Origin of the sequence: Nitratidesulfovibrio sp., from assembly GCF_040373385.1 — a bacterium.
Classification (GTDB): domain Bacteria; phylum Desulfobacterota; class Desulfovibrionia; order Desulfovibrionales; family Desulfovibrionaceae; genus Cupidesulfovibrio.
In genome coordinates, this window is record NZ_JBDXXH010000003.1 from 312188 (window position 1) to 327442 (window position 15255).

The 15255-nt window shown below is 67.1% G+C and carries 9 protein-coding genes, 1 tRNA gene and 1 pseudogene; 10 read left to right on the forward strand and 1 reads right to left on the reverse strand.

Features of this window, described 5'->3' with window-relative positions; all coding sequences use genetic code 11:
- Window positions 1-84: 84 nt before the first annotated feature.
- The 9 genes and pseudogenes from ABWO17_RS07180 to ABWO17_RS07220 all read left to right on the forward strand — a co-directional run bounded on the left by ABWO17_RS07180 (window position 85) and on the right by ABWO17_RS07220 (window position 12229).
- Window positions 85-161: transfer RNA gene (locus ABWO17_RS07180), tRNA-Glu, on the forward strand.
- Window positions 162-598: 437 nt separating this feature from the next.
- Entirely contained in the window at window positions 599-2362 is a 1764-nt protein-coding gene (locus ABWO17_RS07185) for a methyl-accepting chemotaxis protein (protein WP_353117053.1), read from the forward strand.
- Window positions 2363-2629: 267 nt separating this feature from the next.
- Entirely contained in the window at window positions 2630-4546 is a 1917-nt protein-coding gene (locus ABWO17_RS07190; protein WP_353117055.1) for a transporter substrate-binding domain-containing protein, read from the forward strand.
- Window positions 4543-5991 carry a sigma-54-dependent transcriptional regulator gene (locus ABWO17_RS07195; RefSeq protein ID WP_353117057.1) on the forward strand — a complete coding sequence of 483 codons (1449 nt, stop codon included), beginning with the start codon at window positions 4543-4545 and terminating at the stop codon, window positions 5989-5991. The genes ABWO17_RS07190 and ABWO17_RS07195 overlap by 4 nt, the downstream gene beginning before the upstream one ends.
- A 392-nt stretch (window positions 5992-6383) precedes the next feature.
- Window positions 6384-7220, forward strand: a complete 837-nt coding sequence (locus tag ABWO17_RS07200) for a substrate-binding domain-containing protein (protein WP_353117059.1) — start codon at window positions 6384-6386, stop codon at window positions 7218-7220.
- Window positions 7221-7345: 125 nt separating this feature from the next.
- Window positions 7346-8563, forward strand: a complete 1218-nt coding sequence (locus ABWO17_RS07205; RefSeq protein WP_353117061.1) for an alpha-hydroxy-acid oxidizing protein — start codon at window positions 7346-7348, stop codon at window positions 8561-8563.
- Window positions 8560-10518, forward strand: a complete 1959-nt coding sequence (locus ABWO17_RS07210; protein ID WP_353117063.1) for a cytochrome b/b6 domain-containing protein — start codon at window positions 8560-8562, stop codon at window positions 10516-10518. Before ABWO17_RS07205 ends, ABWO17_RS07210 begins: the two co-directional genes overlap by 4 nt.
- Window positions 10519-10803: 285 nt before the next feature.
- A pseudogene (locus ABWO17_RS07215) lies at window positions 10804-11079 on the forward strand (diguanylate cyclase); the annotation flags it as partial.
- Between the two features lie 70 nt (window positions 11080-11149).
- The gene (locus ABWO17_RS07220) at window positions 11150-12229 is read left to right on the forward strand and encodes a diguanylate cyclase (RefSeq protein ID WP_353117065.1); all 1080 of its coding nucleotides are present in this window, start codon (window positions 11150-11152) and stop codon (window positions 12227-12229) included.
- A 37-nt stretch (window positions 12230-12266) separates the two neighbouring features.
- On the opposite strand, the gene ABWO17_RS07225 is transcribed toward ABWO17_RS07220, so the two are convergent.
- On the reverse strand, window positions 12267-13652 hold the full coding sequence (locus ABWO17_RS07225; RefSeq protein ID WP_353117067.1) for a UDP-N-acetylglucosamine 2-epimerase: 1386 nt from the start codon (window positions 13650-13652) through the stop codon (window positions 12267-12269).
- 455 nt (window positions 13653-14107) lie between these two features.
- On the opposite strand from ABWO17_RS07225, the gene ABWO17_RS07230 reads away from it, so the two are divergent.
- Window positions 14108-14890: a hypothetical protein gene (locus ABWO17_RS07230; protein ID WP_353117069.1), complete on the forward strand. Its 783-nt coding sequence runs from the start codon at window positions 14108-14110 to the stop codon at window positions 14888-14890.
- Window positions 14891-15255 lie beyond the last annotated feature (365 nt).

Below are 15255 nucleotides of genomic sequence, written 5' to 3' on the forward strand. Positions count from 1 at the left end.
GCCCGGAGCGCCGCCGAAAAAACAGTTGACGCGCGGCCTTCCCGTTGGCTATTGAATCGCTCCGCGCCATTGGCGCGCCAGCGCGTCCCCATCGTCTAGCTGGCCCAGGACAACGGCCTTTCACGCCGTCGACAGGGGTTCAAATCCCCTTGGGGACGCCAAATTTCATCCGGATCAGGCCGGAACGGATGGTTTTTTCAGAGCCTTCGGGGTGTTTCTCCGAAGGCTCGTTTTGTTTACACGACGTATTCACGCCACCCTGCGCGCGCGGGGTGGCGTTTTTGTTTTGCGCGGGGGGCGCGCGCAACGTTCCGGACTGCATAATAATGCGATGCAGGAAGCCTGACGATAAGGGGGGTGCGTGTCTGAAGGAACAGGCATAGCAATGCTACAAAAATGTAGGATGCCTGCACCGCAGGCTGCGCCCGGGGGGCGTTCCGGACGTGATGTCGTGCCGCAAGAATCGTGGAAGATCGCGTACTCCTTGCGGCAGTAACATTGCAAGGCGCAGTTGACGTTGCTTGCTGGCGCGGATACGGCAATACGTGATGGCGCACAGGTCCGGAATATGGATATGTGTTTTGCAAGGAGCTCGTCCATGCGTACACTTTCGCTGCCAGAACGCCTCTGGGGGACCGCTATCGTTGCATTCATGGGTTCGCTGGCGCTTCTCCTGGTCTCGTACAGGACCATAGAGGAGATCAAGATTCGCGGGCCGCTGTATCAGAGCATCGTTTCGTACAAGGATCTCGTGGCGGACATCCTGCCGCCGCCAGAGTATCTCATCGAATCCTACCTTATCTGTTTCGAGCTGCTGAAAGCCGACGGACAGGAACGTGATGCGTATGTCCGCAAGCTGGAGCAGTTGGAAAAGGACTACCTGAACAGGCACCAGTTCTGGACAGGGGAGCTGACCCATGCGGGTCTGCGCAGGGCCTTGCTGGAAGAGTCCACACCGCCTGCGCTGGAGTTTTTCCGGGTCATGCGTGAGTCCTATCTGCCGCAGGTGCGTCAGGGCAATGCAGGCGAGGCGGAAGCGGTGCTTTATGGCCCCTTGACCGCAAACTACAGAAAGCATCGTGCGGGCATCGACACAACCGTCGAACTGTCCGGCGCGGAGATCATCAAGGTCGAGGGAAAGGCCGACGAGTGCCTGGCGTCCGACATGTGGTTTCTCTATCTTGCGGCTGGCGCCATCAATGCCGTTGTGCTGCTGCTTACTTTTCTGGCCGTCAGGTCCATCCTCACGCCCATGCGGCAGCTTTCCGCCTACGCGTCGAACGTTGCGAAGGGGGATTACGATGCCGTTTGCCACGCAACGACCAACGACGAATTGGGCAAGCTTGCCGAGGTGTTCAAGGGCACCGTGGTCGCGGTGAAGGACAGCATCGAGCAGGCGCATCGATCGGAGGAATTGGCCCAGGCAGAGGCCCGCAATGCCCGCAACGCCGTTGCCGAGGCCCAGGCCGCCAGAACCCAGGCCGAATGTGCCAGGGCCGAGGGCATGGTGCAGGCGGCGGAACAACTGGTGAAGATCGTCGAGGTCGTCAGCAGCGCCAGCGGGCAGCTTGCGGCACAGGTCGAGGAATCCAGCCGTGGGGCCGGAGTGCAGTCGCAACGGGCCACGGAGACGGCAGCCGCCATGGATGAAATGAATTCCACGGTTCTCGAGGTGGCCCGCAACGCCACAAGGGCCGCCGAATCGACCGAGGCCGCCCGCCAGCGCGCCTCGGAGGGGGCGCGCATCGTGGGCGAGGTGATGACGGGCATCGACGAGGTGCGGCGCGTATCTGCGGAACTCAAGGGCGACATGGTGGTTCTGGGCAGGCAGGCCGAGGGTATCGGGCAGATCATGGGCGTCATCAACGACATCGCCGATCAGACCAACTTGCTGGCGCTGAACGCCGCCATCGAGGCCGCCCGGGCGGGTGACGCCGGGCGCGGTTTCGCTGTGGTGGCCGACGAGGTGCGCAAGCTGGCGGAAAAGACCATGAACGCCACACGGGAGGTCGGCGAGGCCATCGTCGGCATTCAGGCTGCGGCGCGCAAGAACATGGAGAATGTGGAGCGTTCGGCCATGGCCGTGGAACATTCCACGGTGCTGGCGGGCCGAAGCGGTGAGGCCCTGGAGGACATCGTCCGCATGGTGCAAACGGCAACCGACCAGGTGCGCGGCATAGCGACTTCCAGCGAGCAGCAGTCCGCCGTCAGCGAAGAGATCAACCACAGCATCCTGGACATCAACCGCATTTCCGGCGAGACAGCCGACGCCATGCGCCAGTCCGCCCATGCGGTGGGCGATCTGTCGAAACAGGCGCAGACGCTGCTGGGGCTCATAGAAAAGATGAAATGCGGGGGGTAGCCGCAGCAGGGGCGCACGAAACGGCAGGGCCACCGGACTCTTCCGATTGCCAAGCCGTTCTTTCCTCCATTTTCATCCGATTGCGGGCGTGTCCGGGGGGACGCCCCTCCCACCACCGCTCGCCAAGGCTCCCTCCATCACGTTGACGCCACTCCGCCGAGTTCCTATGACTGGCGGGTGCGCACCCCCAGCAGCAAACCGGCATTCCGGCCAGATATGAAAGGCATCGGACCCGCCACCCGCAGCATCCTGCCGGGAGCGGTCCGTGTGCTTGCCCTTGCTATCACGGTATGTCTTGCCAGCATCGCCGCCTTCGTCGGTCCGGCGTACGCGGTCACCCCCACGGGTTCTCCTGTCCGCGCCGTTCCCTCCGTCCCTACAGATTCCCCGGCTCCTGCTGTTCCCCCGGCTCGCGGCGTTACCCCGGCCCACGTCGTCCAATCGCTGGAAGCAGCCCCCGCCCAGCGAGCGCTGACCATCGGCGGCGACAGGAATTACCCGCCCTACGAATATCTGGACGACAAGGGCCAGCCCACCGGCTTCAACGTGGATCTTTCACGCGCCGTGGGAGAGGCCATGGGCGTGCCCGTGCGGTTCGTGCTCATGGACTGGTCGCGCCTGCACACCGCCCTTGCCGACGGCGCGGTGGATGCCCTGCAACGCACCCCGTATTCCAACCTGTGGCTGCGCGAGGCGGAAATGACCCCGCCGCACACCACCATCAACCACGCCATCTTCGCCCGCAAGGGCACGCCCGCCGTCTCGTCGCTGGAGGAACTGGCCGGAAGGAAGGTCATCGTCCACCCCGGCGGCAGCATCAACGACATCCTCGACGGCATGGGTTACGAGAAGGACCTGATTTTTTCCAAGACCCCCGTGGGCGGGCTGCGCCGCCTTGCCGGTGGCGAGGCCGACTACGCGGTGGTGGCCATGCTGCCCGGCATGTTCACCTTGCAGCAGGACGGCATCGACAACGTGCGCGTGGTGGCCAAAAGCGTCACCAGCCAGCCCTACGGCTTTGCCGTGCGCCACGGCGACGAGGCCACCCTGGCCCTGCTGGGCGAGGGGCTGGCGCTGGTCAAACAGTCTGGCCGCTATCAGGAACTGCGCCGCAAGTGGTTCGGCGTCATGGATACGGAGGGCATCTCTGCCCAGGTGGTGGCGCGCTACGCCGCCGTGGTGCTGGGGCCGCTGCTGCTTTTGCTGTGCGCTGCGGCGCTATGGACGCGTTCGCTCAAGCGGCAGGTGGACCAGCGCACCCGCTCGCTGTCCGACGCCCTTTTGCAACTGCGCGAGAATCAGCAGCAACTGGTGCAGGCCGACAAGATGGCCGCGCTTGGGGTGCTGGTTTCCGGCGTTGCGCACGAGATCAACAACCCCAACGGGCTGATCCTGGTCAACGTGCCCATCCTCAAGAAGCTGAATGCAGAGGCCATGCGCGTGCTGGACGAGGTGTACAGCGAAAAGGGCGACTTTGCGCTGGGCGGCAGCAGCTATTCGCGTATTCGCGACAAGCTGCCCCGCATCGTCGAGGTGGTGGAGGAAAGCGCCCAGCGCATCCGGCGCATCGTGGACGACCTGCGCGACTTCTCGCGCGTGGCCCCCGCCAGCGACCACCAGTCCTTTGATCTGGGCGAGGTGACGCAAAAGGCCATCCGCCTGGTGGGCAGTTCCATCAACAAGGCCACGTCGCGGTTCGACACGGATTTCGCCCCCGGCCTGCCGTCGGTATGGGGCAACCCCTCGCGCATGGAGCAGGTGGTGGTGAACGTGCTGCTGAACGCCTGCCAGGCCCTGCCCGCGCCAGAGGATGGCGGCCCGCATGACCCGCATGACCCGCGTGATCTGGGTGCCCCGCGTGATCAGCGTGACAGGGGAGACAGGGGCGACAGGGGCGACAGGCATGTCAGGGGCATTACCGTATCCACCACCGCCGCACCGGACGGCAGGTCGGTGGTGCTCACCGTGACGGACGAGGGCGTGGGCATCGCACCGCAGGACATCCCCCGCCTGACCGACCCCTTCTACACCACCAAGCGCGCCAGCGGCGGCACGGGGCTTGGGCTTTCCGTCTCGGCAGGCATCGTGCAGGAGCACGGCGGCAGCCTGGACTTCATCTCCGAACCGGGCCGGGGCACCACCGTGCGCCTTGTGCTGCCCGTGTCAGGCGGCGGCGCGTCATGAGCGGATACTGCCCGAACACCCCGGAAAGCCTTGCGGCCCCCGGCATCCTGCTGGTGGACGACGAGGCGGACTGGCTGGCCTCCATGACCCTGCTGCTGGAATTTTCCGCCGGGCTGTCCGACGTGCGCGCCTGCCAGGACAGCAGGCAGGTCATGGACATCCTGGATGCGGGGGGCATCGGCCTCGTGCTGCTGGACCTGACCATGCCGCATGTTTCCGGCACCGAACTGTTGGCCGCCATTGCCGAACGCCACCCCGACGTGTGCTGCATCGTGCTTTCGGGCATGAACCAACTGGCCACCGCCGTGGAGTGCATGCGCCTTGGCGCGTACGACTACTACGTCAAGACCGACGACGAATCGCGCATCGTGGGCGGCATTGCGCGGGCCATGCACATGCTGGAGCTGCGCGCCGAAAACCGCGAGGTGGCCAGCCGCCTTGTCTCGGGCCAACTGCGCCAGCCAGAGGCCTTTGCGGCAATCCACACCCGCAGCGCGGCCATGCACGCCATCTTCGCCTACATCGAGGCCGTGGCCAGAAGCCCCCGGCCCCTGCTGGTCACCGGCGAATCGGGCGTGGGCAAGGAAAGTCTGGTGCGCGCCGCCCATGAACTGAGCGGCAGGCGCGGCCCGCTGGTGGCCCTGAACGTGGCCGGGCTGGACGACGCGGTGTTCGCCGACACGCTGTTCGGTCACGTGCGCGGCGCCTTTACCGGGGCGGACGCGCCGCGCCGGGGGCTGGTGGAAGAGGCGGCAGAGGGTACGCTGTTCCTCGACGAGATCGGCGACCTGTCCATTGCCTCGCAGGTCAAGTTGCTGCGCCTGCTGCAAGAGGGCGAATACTACCCGCTGGGCAGCGACCAGCCGCGCAGGCTGTGCGCCCGCGTCATCGCCGCCACCCACGCGGACCTTGCCGTCAGCGAACGGGAAGGGCGCTTCCGGCGCGACCTGTTCTTTCGCCTGCGCACCCACCACGTGGCCGTGCCGCCCCTGCGCGAGCGGCCCGAAGACATCGCCCCGCTGTTGGACCACTTTCTGGGCGAGGCGGCAGCGGCCATGGCCAAGCGCAAGCCCACCCCGCCCCCGGAACTGGCCGCGCTGCTGGGCACGTATCCCTTCCCCGGCAACGTGCGCGAACTGGCGGCCATGGTCTACGACGCGGTCAGCCTGCACACCGGGCGCATGCTGTCCATGGACGCCTTCAAGCGGCATATAGGTACGCCTGAAGCGGCAACCGCAGTTGCCGCCGCCGTGGCGGACGGCGACAACCCCTTCGCGAATCTGGCCACGCTGCCCAGCTTCGCCCAGGCCGAACGGCTGCTGCTGGACGAGGCCATGGCTCGTTCCGGCGGTCGGCAGACCCTGGCCGCGCGCATGCTGGGGGTCACCCAGTCCGCCCTGTCCAAGCGCCTGAAGGCACAACGCCGCGACGACGACGCCAGCTGACGCATTCCCCCGCCATCCTTCCCTTTCATTCACGCCATCGGATTTCCCCGCCGCCGTGCTTCGGCGATGGGGTATGCCGAATGGCATGGCATGCCGTTGGGCAAATCGCGCCAATGCGGCGTGAACGCTTGTCTTCGCCGTTTTCAGCAGGATTCCATTCCCTGCGGCATACCCCTTCGCGCTTTTCCCCCTTCTGATTTGTTCAAATAATCACATTGATTCTGCACTGTTGCCGGAACGCTTCGGGCTGGCATCGTACCTGCTTTTGCGCTTGTGACCACGGGTGGGCCGGGCGGGCCTGATGATTCGGATGGGCTGGACCGTCACGGGCGACCCGCCGTGGCGCGCGCGGCATGGGGCCGCGCGCCGCAACGAACGAAGCAGGAGTATGTATGCAACAGGTTGGCGCAGTCAGATCCGCCGTGCGGCGGGCATTGTTGGGCGCTTTTGCGCTGGCGGCATGGGTTGCCGTGTGCGGCGCACCCGCCATGGCGGCGGACACCACCCCCCTTACCTACGAAGGGGCCAGCACCATCGGCGGGGTGATCCTGCCGGAGGCCACCAAACTGTTCACGGCCAAGTCGGGCGTGCAATTCGGCGCCATCGGTACCGCCGGTGCGGGTGCGGGCTTCAAGGCGGTGGTGGCGGGCAAGGTGTCGTTCGGCGGCCTGGCCAGCGAACCCACCGCGCAGGAAAAGGCCCAGCTCACCGACATCGTGGTCATCGGCTATGACGTCATGGGCGTGTTCGTGCACGGCGCGAACCCCATCAAGGGCCTGACCATGTCCCAGCTCAAGGACATCTTTTCCGGCAAGGCTACCAATTGGAAGGACGTGGGCGGGGCCGACGCGCCCATCACCGTGTACAGCGAAAAGCTGGACGGTGGCCGGGCCACGGTGAAGGCCTTCAAGTCCATGGTGCTGGGCGATACCGCCTACGGCCCGGTGAAGGAACTGGACGACGCCACCGACTGCGTGGCCGATGTGGTCAAGGATGCCGGGGGCATTACCGCCGCCTCCATGTCCTTTGCCCTGCCCGGCGCGGTGGCCGTGCCCGTGAACGGCGCCCTGCCCGACGCCGCTGGCGTGCGTTCCGGGGCCTACCCGCTGAAGCGCCCCCTGTCGCTCATCGCCGTCAATCCGTCCGCCGACGTCAAGGCGTTCTTCGAATTCATGCTCACGCCCCCGGCGCAGGCCGTGGTGGGCAAGTCGTTCGTTCCCGCGAAGTAGGGCCAAATCGTCTTTCTGCTAGTTGGCGTCTTCAAGCCCAACAAATAAAAATCTCGATTTGGCCATCGCCGCATGACCGACGACACATCTCCCGTGCAACCGACAACTCAAGGAAGGCGTTTTCGATGACCAAGGACATGAACGATACCGACGCGACCCGCCGCAACTTCATCAAGGCGGGCATGGTGGCTGGCGCCGCCGCGCTGCTCACCCCCGTGCTGGCCAAGACCGCGCAGGCCGCTGCTCCCGTTGACGCCGCACCCGCTGCTGCCGCCGCGCCTGCTGCCCCCGCCGCGCCCGGTGCCAAACTGAAGATGGGCGACGTGCTGCGCGTGGCCCGCGAAAAGCTGTACCCCATCTGCCGCGTGTGTCCGGAATGCGACGGCGTGGCCTGCGCGGGCGAAGTGCCCGGCATGGGCGGCATCGGTTCCGGCCAGGCCTTCAAGAACAACTACAATGCGCTGGCCCGCATCGAACTGGTCATGCGCACCTTCCACGACGTCAAGAAGCCCGACCTCACCACCACCCTGTTCGGGCAGAAGCTGTCCATGCCCGTGACCTCTGCCGTCACCGGCGGCGTCACCTACAACATGGGCAACAAGATGACCGAAGAGGAGTACATCAACTCCATCCTCGGCGGCTGCCTTGACGCGGGCACCCTGGGCTGGGTGGCCGACGGCATTGGTGACAAGATGGAAGTCTTCGAGCGCCGCATTTCGGTGCTCAAGACGCAGTTCGGCGGCAAGGGCATCGTCACCATCAAACCCAAGACCAACGAAGAGATCATCAAGCGCATCCGCATGGTGGAAGAGGCGGGCGGCGTGGCCGTGGCCATCGACATCGACTCGGCGGGCCGCGCCGCCCGCGCCGTGCCCGGCCAGACCGTGGAGCCCAAGACGCCGGAGCAACTGGCCGAACTGGTCAAGTCCACCAGCCTGCCGTTCATCATCAAGGGCATCATGACCGTGGAAGAAGCCCGCATCGCCGTGGAAGTGGGCGCCAAGGGCATCTGCGTGTCCAACCACGGTGGCCGCGTGCTGGACTACACCCCCGCCACCGCCACGGTGCTGCCCGCCATTGCCGCCGCCGTGAAGGGCAAGACCACCATCCTGGTGGACGGTGCCGTGCGGCGTGGGCAGGACGTGCTGAAGTTCCTGGCCCTGGGGGCCGACGCCTGCCTGTGCGGCCGCCCGCTGGTGCGCGGCGCCCACGGCGCGGGCCGCGACGGCGTGGCCCTGATCATGAACACCATCAAGGACGAACTGACCGTGGCCATGACCCTGACCGGCGTGGCCGACGTGCGCAAGGCCACCTCCAACATCATCGCGAAGGTGCAGGCATGAAACGAGCCTGGAGTCTCCTGCTCCTGGCTCTGCTGACCGCCTGGCCGGGGCTAGCCCTGGCAACCAGCGAGGGGAAGGCCCTGCGCTACGGCGGCGGAGGCCAGGGGACCGTCATGTTCGACGGCAGGCTTCACGCGTCCAAGGGCTTCCGGTGCGACGACTGCCACTCGAAGCTCTTCGACACCAAGAAGACGGCCCATATCACCATGGCCGACCACTTCACCGACAAGGCCTGCTTCAAGTGCCACAACAACACCAACCAGACGGACGGGACTAACGGAGCGGTCGGAGCGGGCGGCACGAACGCCACGGCGTTTCCGCCCACCGCCTCGCGCGATTGCGCCACCTGTCACCGCAAGGTGGCGTCCAACGCGGTCACCTCCACCGATGCCATGGGCGGGGTCATCGCCACGCCCTTTGCCGGTGACGAGGCGCAAAAGGCCCTGCTGCTGTCCGGCAAGCGGGGCGTGACGGCCCAGAGCACGGCCTGCCTGTCGTGCCACGGCGCGGACACGCCGCCCACCCCGGTGACCGAGCGCGGCAAGACGCTGAACCTGCACATCGACAGGGCGGGCTACATGCACGGCACGCACGCCAACCTGCCGTGCGCCACCTGCCACATCGGGCAGAAGGGCGAGGACAGCTTCCTGCTGCAACCCCACGCGGTGGCCAGGCCGGACAATGCAACCTGCCTGTCCTGCCACAACGTGGGCCTGGCGCATCAGGTAAAGGCCTTCGGGCAGAGCACCCACGCCCAGAAATTGGGCGACAAGGTGTCCTGCGACAGCTGCCACAACCCGCACGCCCAGCCGAAGAACCCGGCCAAGGTGGCCTACGCGCCGCTGACGGCCATGTACAACGCCCAGTGCCTGACCTGCCATGGCAACGCAGGCAAGCTGCGCGAACTGTCGGGCCGTTCCGTGCCCGACGCAAGGTCGGCGCACTCGTTCCTGGCCAACTGGGACGCCCACAGCCGTTCGGTGATGTGCGTGGAATGCCACACGCCCAACGACGCCAACGGCTCCATGACCAAGCCTGACGCGCACCTCATCGGCGAGAAGAAGACCGCCCTGCGCAACTGCGCCACCTGCCACACCTCGGGCCAATCGCTCATCGTGGTGCGGGCCAGCGTGCACGTGGAGGGCGCGGGCCCGGTGACCTCCGGCTACTTCCCGCCCAAGCGGGTGATGCCCGAACTGGACCGCCCGGCGGCCACCGGCCTTGCCGCAGTGGTTGCCCTGGTGGTGCTGCACGGGCTGGGCCGCATGGTAACGGGCAGAAAGGGGCACGGCCCGCAGGGCCCGCATGGTATGTTGGCCTCGGAGTTCGTGTATCCCGGCTTCGTGCGGGTTACCCACTGGATCAACGCCGCGCTGTTCGTGGTGCTGGCCTGCACCGGCCTTTCGGTGCGCTTCACGGAAAGCCCGTGGGCACTGGGGCTGGAGGCGGCAACGCGCATCCACAACGCGGGCGGCGTGCTGCTGGCCCTGAACTTCCTGGCGTACGTGGCCAGGGCGTTCCTGACCGGCGACATCCGCCAGTACCTGCCGGGACCGGGAGAGGGCCTGCGCGCCCTGTTCACGCAGGCGCGCTACTACTGCTGCGGCATCTTCCGGGGCGAGGCGCATCCCTTCCCGGTGACGGCGCAGCGGCGGTTCAACCCGTTGCAACGCGTGGCGTACCTTGCAGTGTTCTTGCTGGGCATGCCGGTGCTCATCGCCTCCGGCCTGCTGCTCCTGCTGCCGGAATCGGTTTCGGCGGGCATCGGCCCCCGCCAGTTCCTGGTGGCGGCGCACTTCGTCATTGTCATCTGCTTCGCGCTGTTCTGCGTGGGCCACCTGTACCTTGCCACCACCGGGGCGACCCCGCTCAGCTTGGTGCGAGGCATGATCAACGGGCGGCACGAGCATGAAGAGGACGTCCACCGTCCCCACGGGAAGGACGGCAACACGTAACCCGGTACGCCATGGGCCGTAACGGCCACTGGCGTGCACCTCCAGCCAGCGACGGGAACGGGCACCGGAGATTTCTCCGGTGCCCGTCACGTTTCGGGGCGTTGCCTGTCGTCCTTTTTGTAGCACCCTGCCTCCGGCGAATGCCGCTACGACTGTGAGGGCGGTGCCGGACCGGGGCAGGCGGGATGATACTTCTTGCCATGGTGGTGAGTACCGGTAGAGAATGACTGATGAAGGGCTCTCCCTTACGCCCCGCCGCATTCCGTCCCGCCACGAGGATTCTTGATGTTCCGCCGGTTCTCCCCGCCATTTTCCTGTATTGTCCTGCTCGCAGTGCTGCTTGCCGGGGCACTTCCCGCCATCTGCCGGGCCGATTCCGACCCCGCCGCCGTTCGGTTCACCCCGGCGGAACAGCGCTTCATCCGCGAGTCCGGCCCCGTCACCCTGTGCGTGGACCCGGACTGGCCCCCTTTCGAGCAGGTGGCGACGCATGACGGCCAGCCGCGCCACGTGGGCATTGCCGCCGACATCATCGCGCTGGTGGCGCGGCGCACCGGCCTGTCCTTCGAACTGGTGCCCACGGCCACGTGGGAAGAAAGCATCGCCGCCGCGCGGGCGGGGCCGTTGCCGGGTGCTCAGTTTCCTGAACCAGACCCCGCAGCGCGAGGCATGGCTGGGCTTTACCGATCCCCTGCTGACCGACCACAACGTGTTCATCACCCGCACGGAGCATCCGGCCATCACCGATCCGGCTGCGCTGGAGGGCGCGACCATCGTGTTCCCCAAGGGAACGGCCATGGAGGAACTGATCCGCAAGGATTACCCCAACCTGAAGGTGCTGGTGACGGAATCGGAGGCCGAGGCCATCCGCATGGTCGAGGAACGCAAGGCCGACATGACCATGCGTTCGCTCATCGTGGCGGCATACACCATTCGCCAGTTGGGGCTGTTCAATCTGAAGATCGCGGGAAAGTTGCCGGAATACCAGAACAAGCTGCGTATGGGCGTGGTGCGGGACGATCCCCTGCTGCGCACCGTGCTGAACCGGGGCATTCGCTCGCTGACCGACGAGGACCGCCAGCAGATCGTCAACCGGCACGTACCCATCACCGCCCAGACCTCCGTGGATTACTGGCTGGTGGCCCGCGTGGCCGGGGTGTTCGCGCTGCTGGCCGGGGTGGTGCTGTGGTACAACCGCAGGCTTCAGCGCATGAACGCGGTGCTGGAGCGCCTGGCCCGCACCGATCCGCTCACCGATCTGCCCAACCGCAGCCGCCTGAACGCCCTGTTCCGGCGCGAGGTGGAACGGGCGCAACGCTACCGGCGGCCGTTCTCCATCGCCATTCTGGACATCGACCACTTCAAGCGCGTCAATGACGAGCACGGGCACCTCGCCGGCGACAGGACCTTGCAGGTCTTTGCCTCGGTGGTGCGCGACAGCGTGCGCGCGGCGGATACCGTGGGCCGTTGGGGTGGTGAGGAGTTTCTGGTGCTCTGTCCGGAGACCACGGCGGAAGAGGCCGAGCAACTGGCCGAGCGGCTGCGCGGTGCCCTGCGCGCCACACCGTTCGAAGCCGGGCGCATCCACACCCTCAGCGCCGGTGTGGCGGCCTTCCGCGAAGGGGACAGTGTGGACACCCTGCTGCACCGGGCCGATATCGCCCTGTACCGCGCCAAGAACGGCGGACGCGATCGGGTGGAAGTGGAGTAGCCGCCTCGCGTTCGGGTATGGGCGCGAGGCGGCGGCGTTACGCCCGAAACTCCGCGTGCGGGGGGAGCAGCGGGGCAAGTCCGGTCATGAACCGGTCCAGTGCCAGGGTGATGCGCTCAGAGGCATGGCCGTCGCCGGGGGCGGCGCAGGCCGCCGCCATGGCCGCATGGTGCGCGCCATCATCCAGAAGGGCCGCCGTCTCGCGCAGGATGGCGGCCTTGTCCGTTCCCACCAGTCTGGCGCGCCCGGCGCGTACCGCGTCGGGCAGGTGCGGGGTGGCGCGCAGGGCCAGCACCGGCACGCCCAGCGCGGCGGCCTGCTCCAGCACGTCGGCGGCATCGGTCAGCACCAGGCGGGCGGCGCGCAGGCAGGTCACGAATTCCGGCAGCGGAGGCACCGGCATCAGGTGCACGTTGGGTACCGCGCCCAGCAGGGGGATGGCCGCATCGCGCAAGGGACGGTGGCTGCCCACCGGCACCAGAAATCCGATGTCGCGGCGGGCCAGGGCCAGTTCGCGCACGGCAGTGCAGATGTCCTTCAGGGCTGCCGGGTTGGCATGCATGCCGTGCAGGCTGACCAGCACGGTGTGCCCTTCGGGAAGGGGGCGGGCGGCGCGGGGCGTGGCCGGTGCGGGTGCGGCGGGAACCTGCGTGGCCGCAGCGTCTGCCGTACCGGAGGCGTTTTTCGGAACGTTCCGCAGGGATGCCCGGCGGATGTCCGGCACCCTCGGGGCATGCGCGGCGGCGGGCATGGTCTGTTCCGTATCGGGCGAACCCGTGGTGTTGTCGGGCATCCCGTCGTCCGGGGCCGACCTGTGCGCGTGTCCGGCTTCCGCGAACCGGTGCAGGCTTTCCGCCACCGTGGCTCCGGTGACGGCAATGCGCGCGCCGTCCACGCCTTCGTGCAGCAGGGCTTCGCGCGCCTCTGCCGTGGCCGTGAAATGCAGCGATGCCAGGGCCGCGATGCAGCGGCGGTTGCCTTCCTCGGGTGAAGGGGTGCCCGTCTGTTCGCCGTGCGGGCCCGCGTCGATGTGGGCCACCGGCACATTGTTGTGGAAGGCGGTCAGCGCCACGGCCAGGGCCGTGGTGGAAGCCCCCTGCACCAGCACGATGTCCGGCCGCAGGCGCGAGACCACCAGCCCGAAGCGCAACACCGCGTTGCCCGCCAGCAGATGGAACTGGCCATCGTCGATGTCGCCGGGCAGGCTGAGGTCGATATCGCACTCCATGTCCAGGTCGTGCAGGGTGGGCACGAACCGGTCGCGGTGCAGGCCCGCGCTGACCACGATGGCCTGGAATCTGGCGGCCCCCTCGCGCAGGGCGCGCACCACGGGGGCGCAGGCGATGGCCTGGGCGCGCGTGCCCACCACAACCATCACCTTGGCCCGGCGCTGGGCGGGAATGCGAACGACGTTGTCTGCCATGGCGGCCTCCGTTGCGGTGGGCAGGCGCGGCGGCGCACGGGCTGGGTATTCCGGCCCGTGCCGCGTTGGTGCGGCACCTGCGTCGCGCAATACTTTGCCACTTCATAGCAGATGTGCGCGGCCCTGTTCGGGCTGGCGCGGCATATTTACATCGGTTGACAGTATTTAACGTTGTCGTCCCGTATGGGCTTGCCCTTGCGGCAAGGAGCGGTTAGCCAGAAAAGGCGGGATCGCATGGCAGGGGCGGGGCGCAGGTTCCGGTGTGCCTGCCTTGGTATCGAAATCGGTGAATTGGCGAACGGCTAACCGGTGCACGGGCGCTCGGGCCTGTCGTCACATGCGTGCCCCGTCCGGTTCATGCCGGTCCATGCCAGTTCATGCCAGTTCATGCCTGTTCATGCCGGTTCAGCTCCGCTTCACGCCCAATGCATCCCCTTCATGCCATGAACATGCCCATGCCAACGCCCACGTCCCGCAGCGCCGCAGGGCGCAGTGACGGAACCGCGCCGCCCGGCCATGTTCCGCGCCCCGCCGCGCCGGACAGAACACGCACGCAGGGCGTCTGCCCCCGTTGCGGGGGCCGGGTGTGCCCGCCTGTTCATCAGGGGCATCAGGGGCATCAGGGGCATCAGGGCCAGCAGGGCCATCAGGGCCAGTCGGGCCATCAGGGCCAGTCGGGCCAGTCGGGCCATGCCCGGCAAATGGAACGGGTGGAGCGCGCCTCGGGCAGTGGGGCGGGTGGCCTCGGCATGCTGTTGCGGCGGGGGGTGACCGCGCCCGTGCGCTACCTGCGGGCAGCGCCCCTGCCTCATGCCACCGGGGGAGTATCCGCGCTCATCGGCGCGGGCTTGGCCCGCGTGGCGCTGGAAGCGCTGGCGGAAGAGGCGCTGGCCATGGGGCTGCTGCTGTTCATGCCCGCTTCCGGCTGGTTCGGCCTAGCCCTGTTGTGCGGGGCCGACGGCCTGAGCCGCTACCGCGAATACCTGCGGATGCGCCGCATGCTGGACCGCTGGGGCTTTGCCCCCCGGCTGCTGCGCCCGCTGGCTTCGTCGCGCTGCCAGCGCGATGCCGCCATGCAGGCCGCGCGCGAGGCGGGCTGCGCCGACAGGACCCGCGCCTACTACCGCAAGTTGGGATACCGCTGGTACCACCTGCTGCCCGACAGGGTGGTGGCCAACCCGCTGGCGTTTCTCGATATGCGGTTTCTGCGGGCTACCTTTTTGCCCGGCAAGCGCTAGGGCCGATTATGGATTGTCCTTTCACCCGCTGGCCACGTCAAACTTCGCCCGCCCTTCGGTCAAATACCGCACGAGTATATTCCGTCATGGCGGGCTTGTTTTCCTCGCCAGCGAACGAAAATCCTGATCCACAAAAGGCCCCTCGGGGCCGTTTGCGGATTGTCCTTTCGCCCGCCAGCCATACGGCAAAGAGCGCGGAGTGGCCCGGATGCGGCAAGTTCCTGTCGCGCCGGGGCGCGGTCTGATGTAAGCTGGAACGACGCAACGATCGACTTCGGCAAGCTCCGTGCTCCGCCTCGGTATGGCAAGGCAGGCTGGGCAGGCAGGGCAGGCCGAACGGAACTGGCGACGGAACGAGCGCGGCG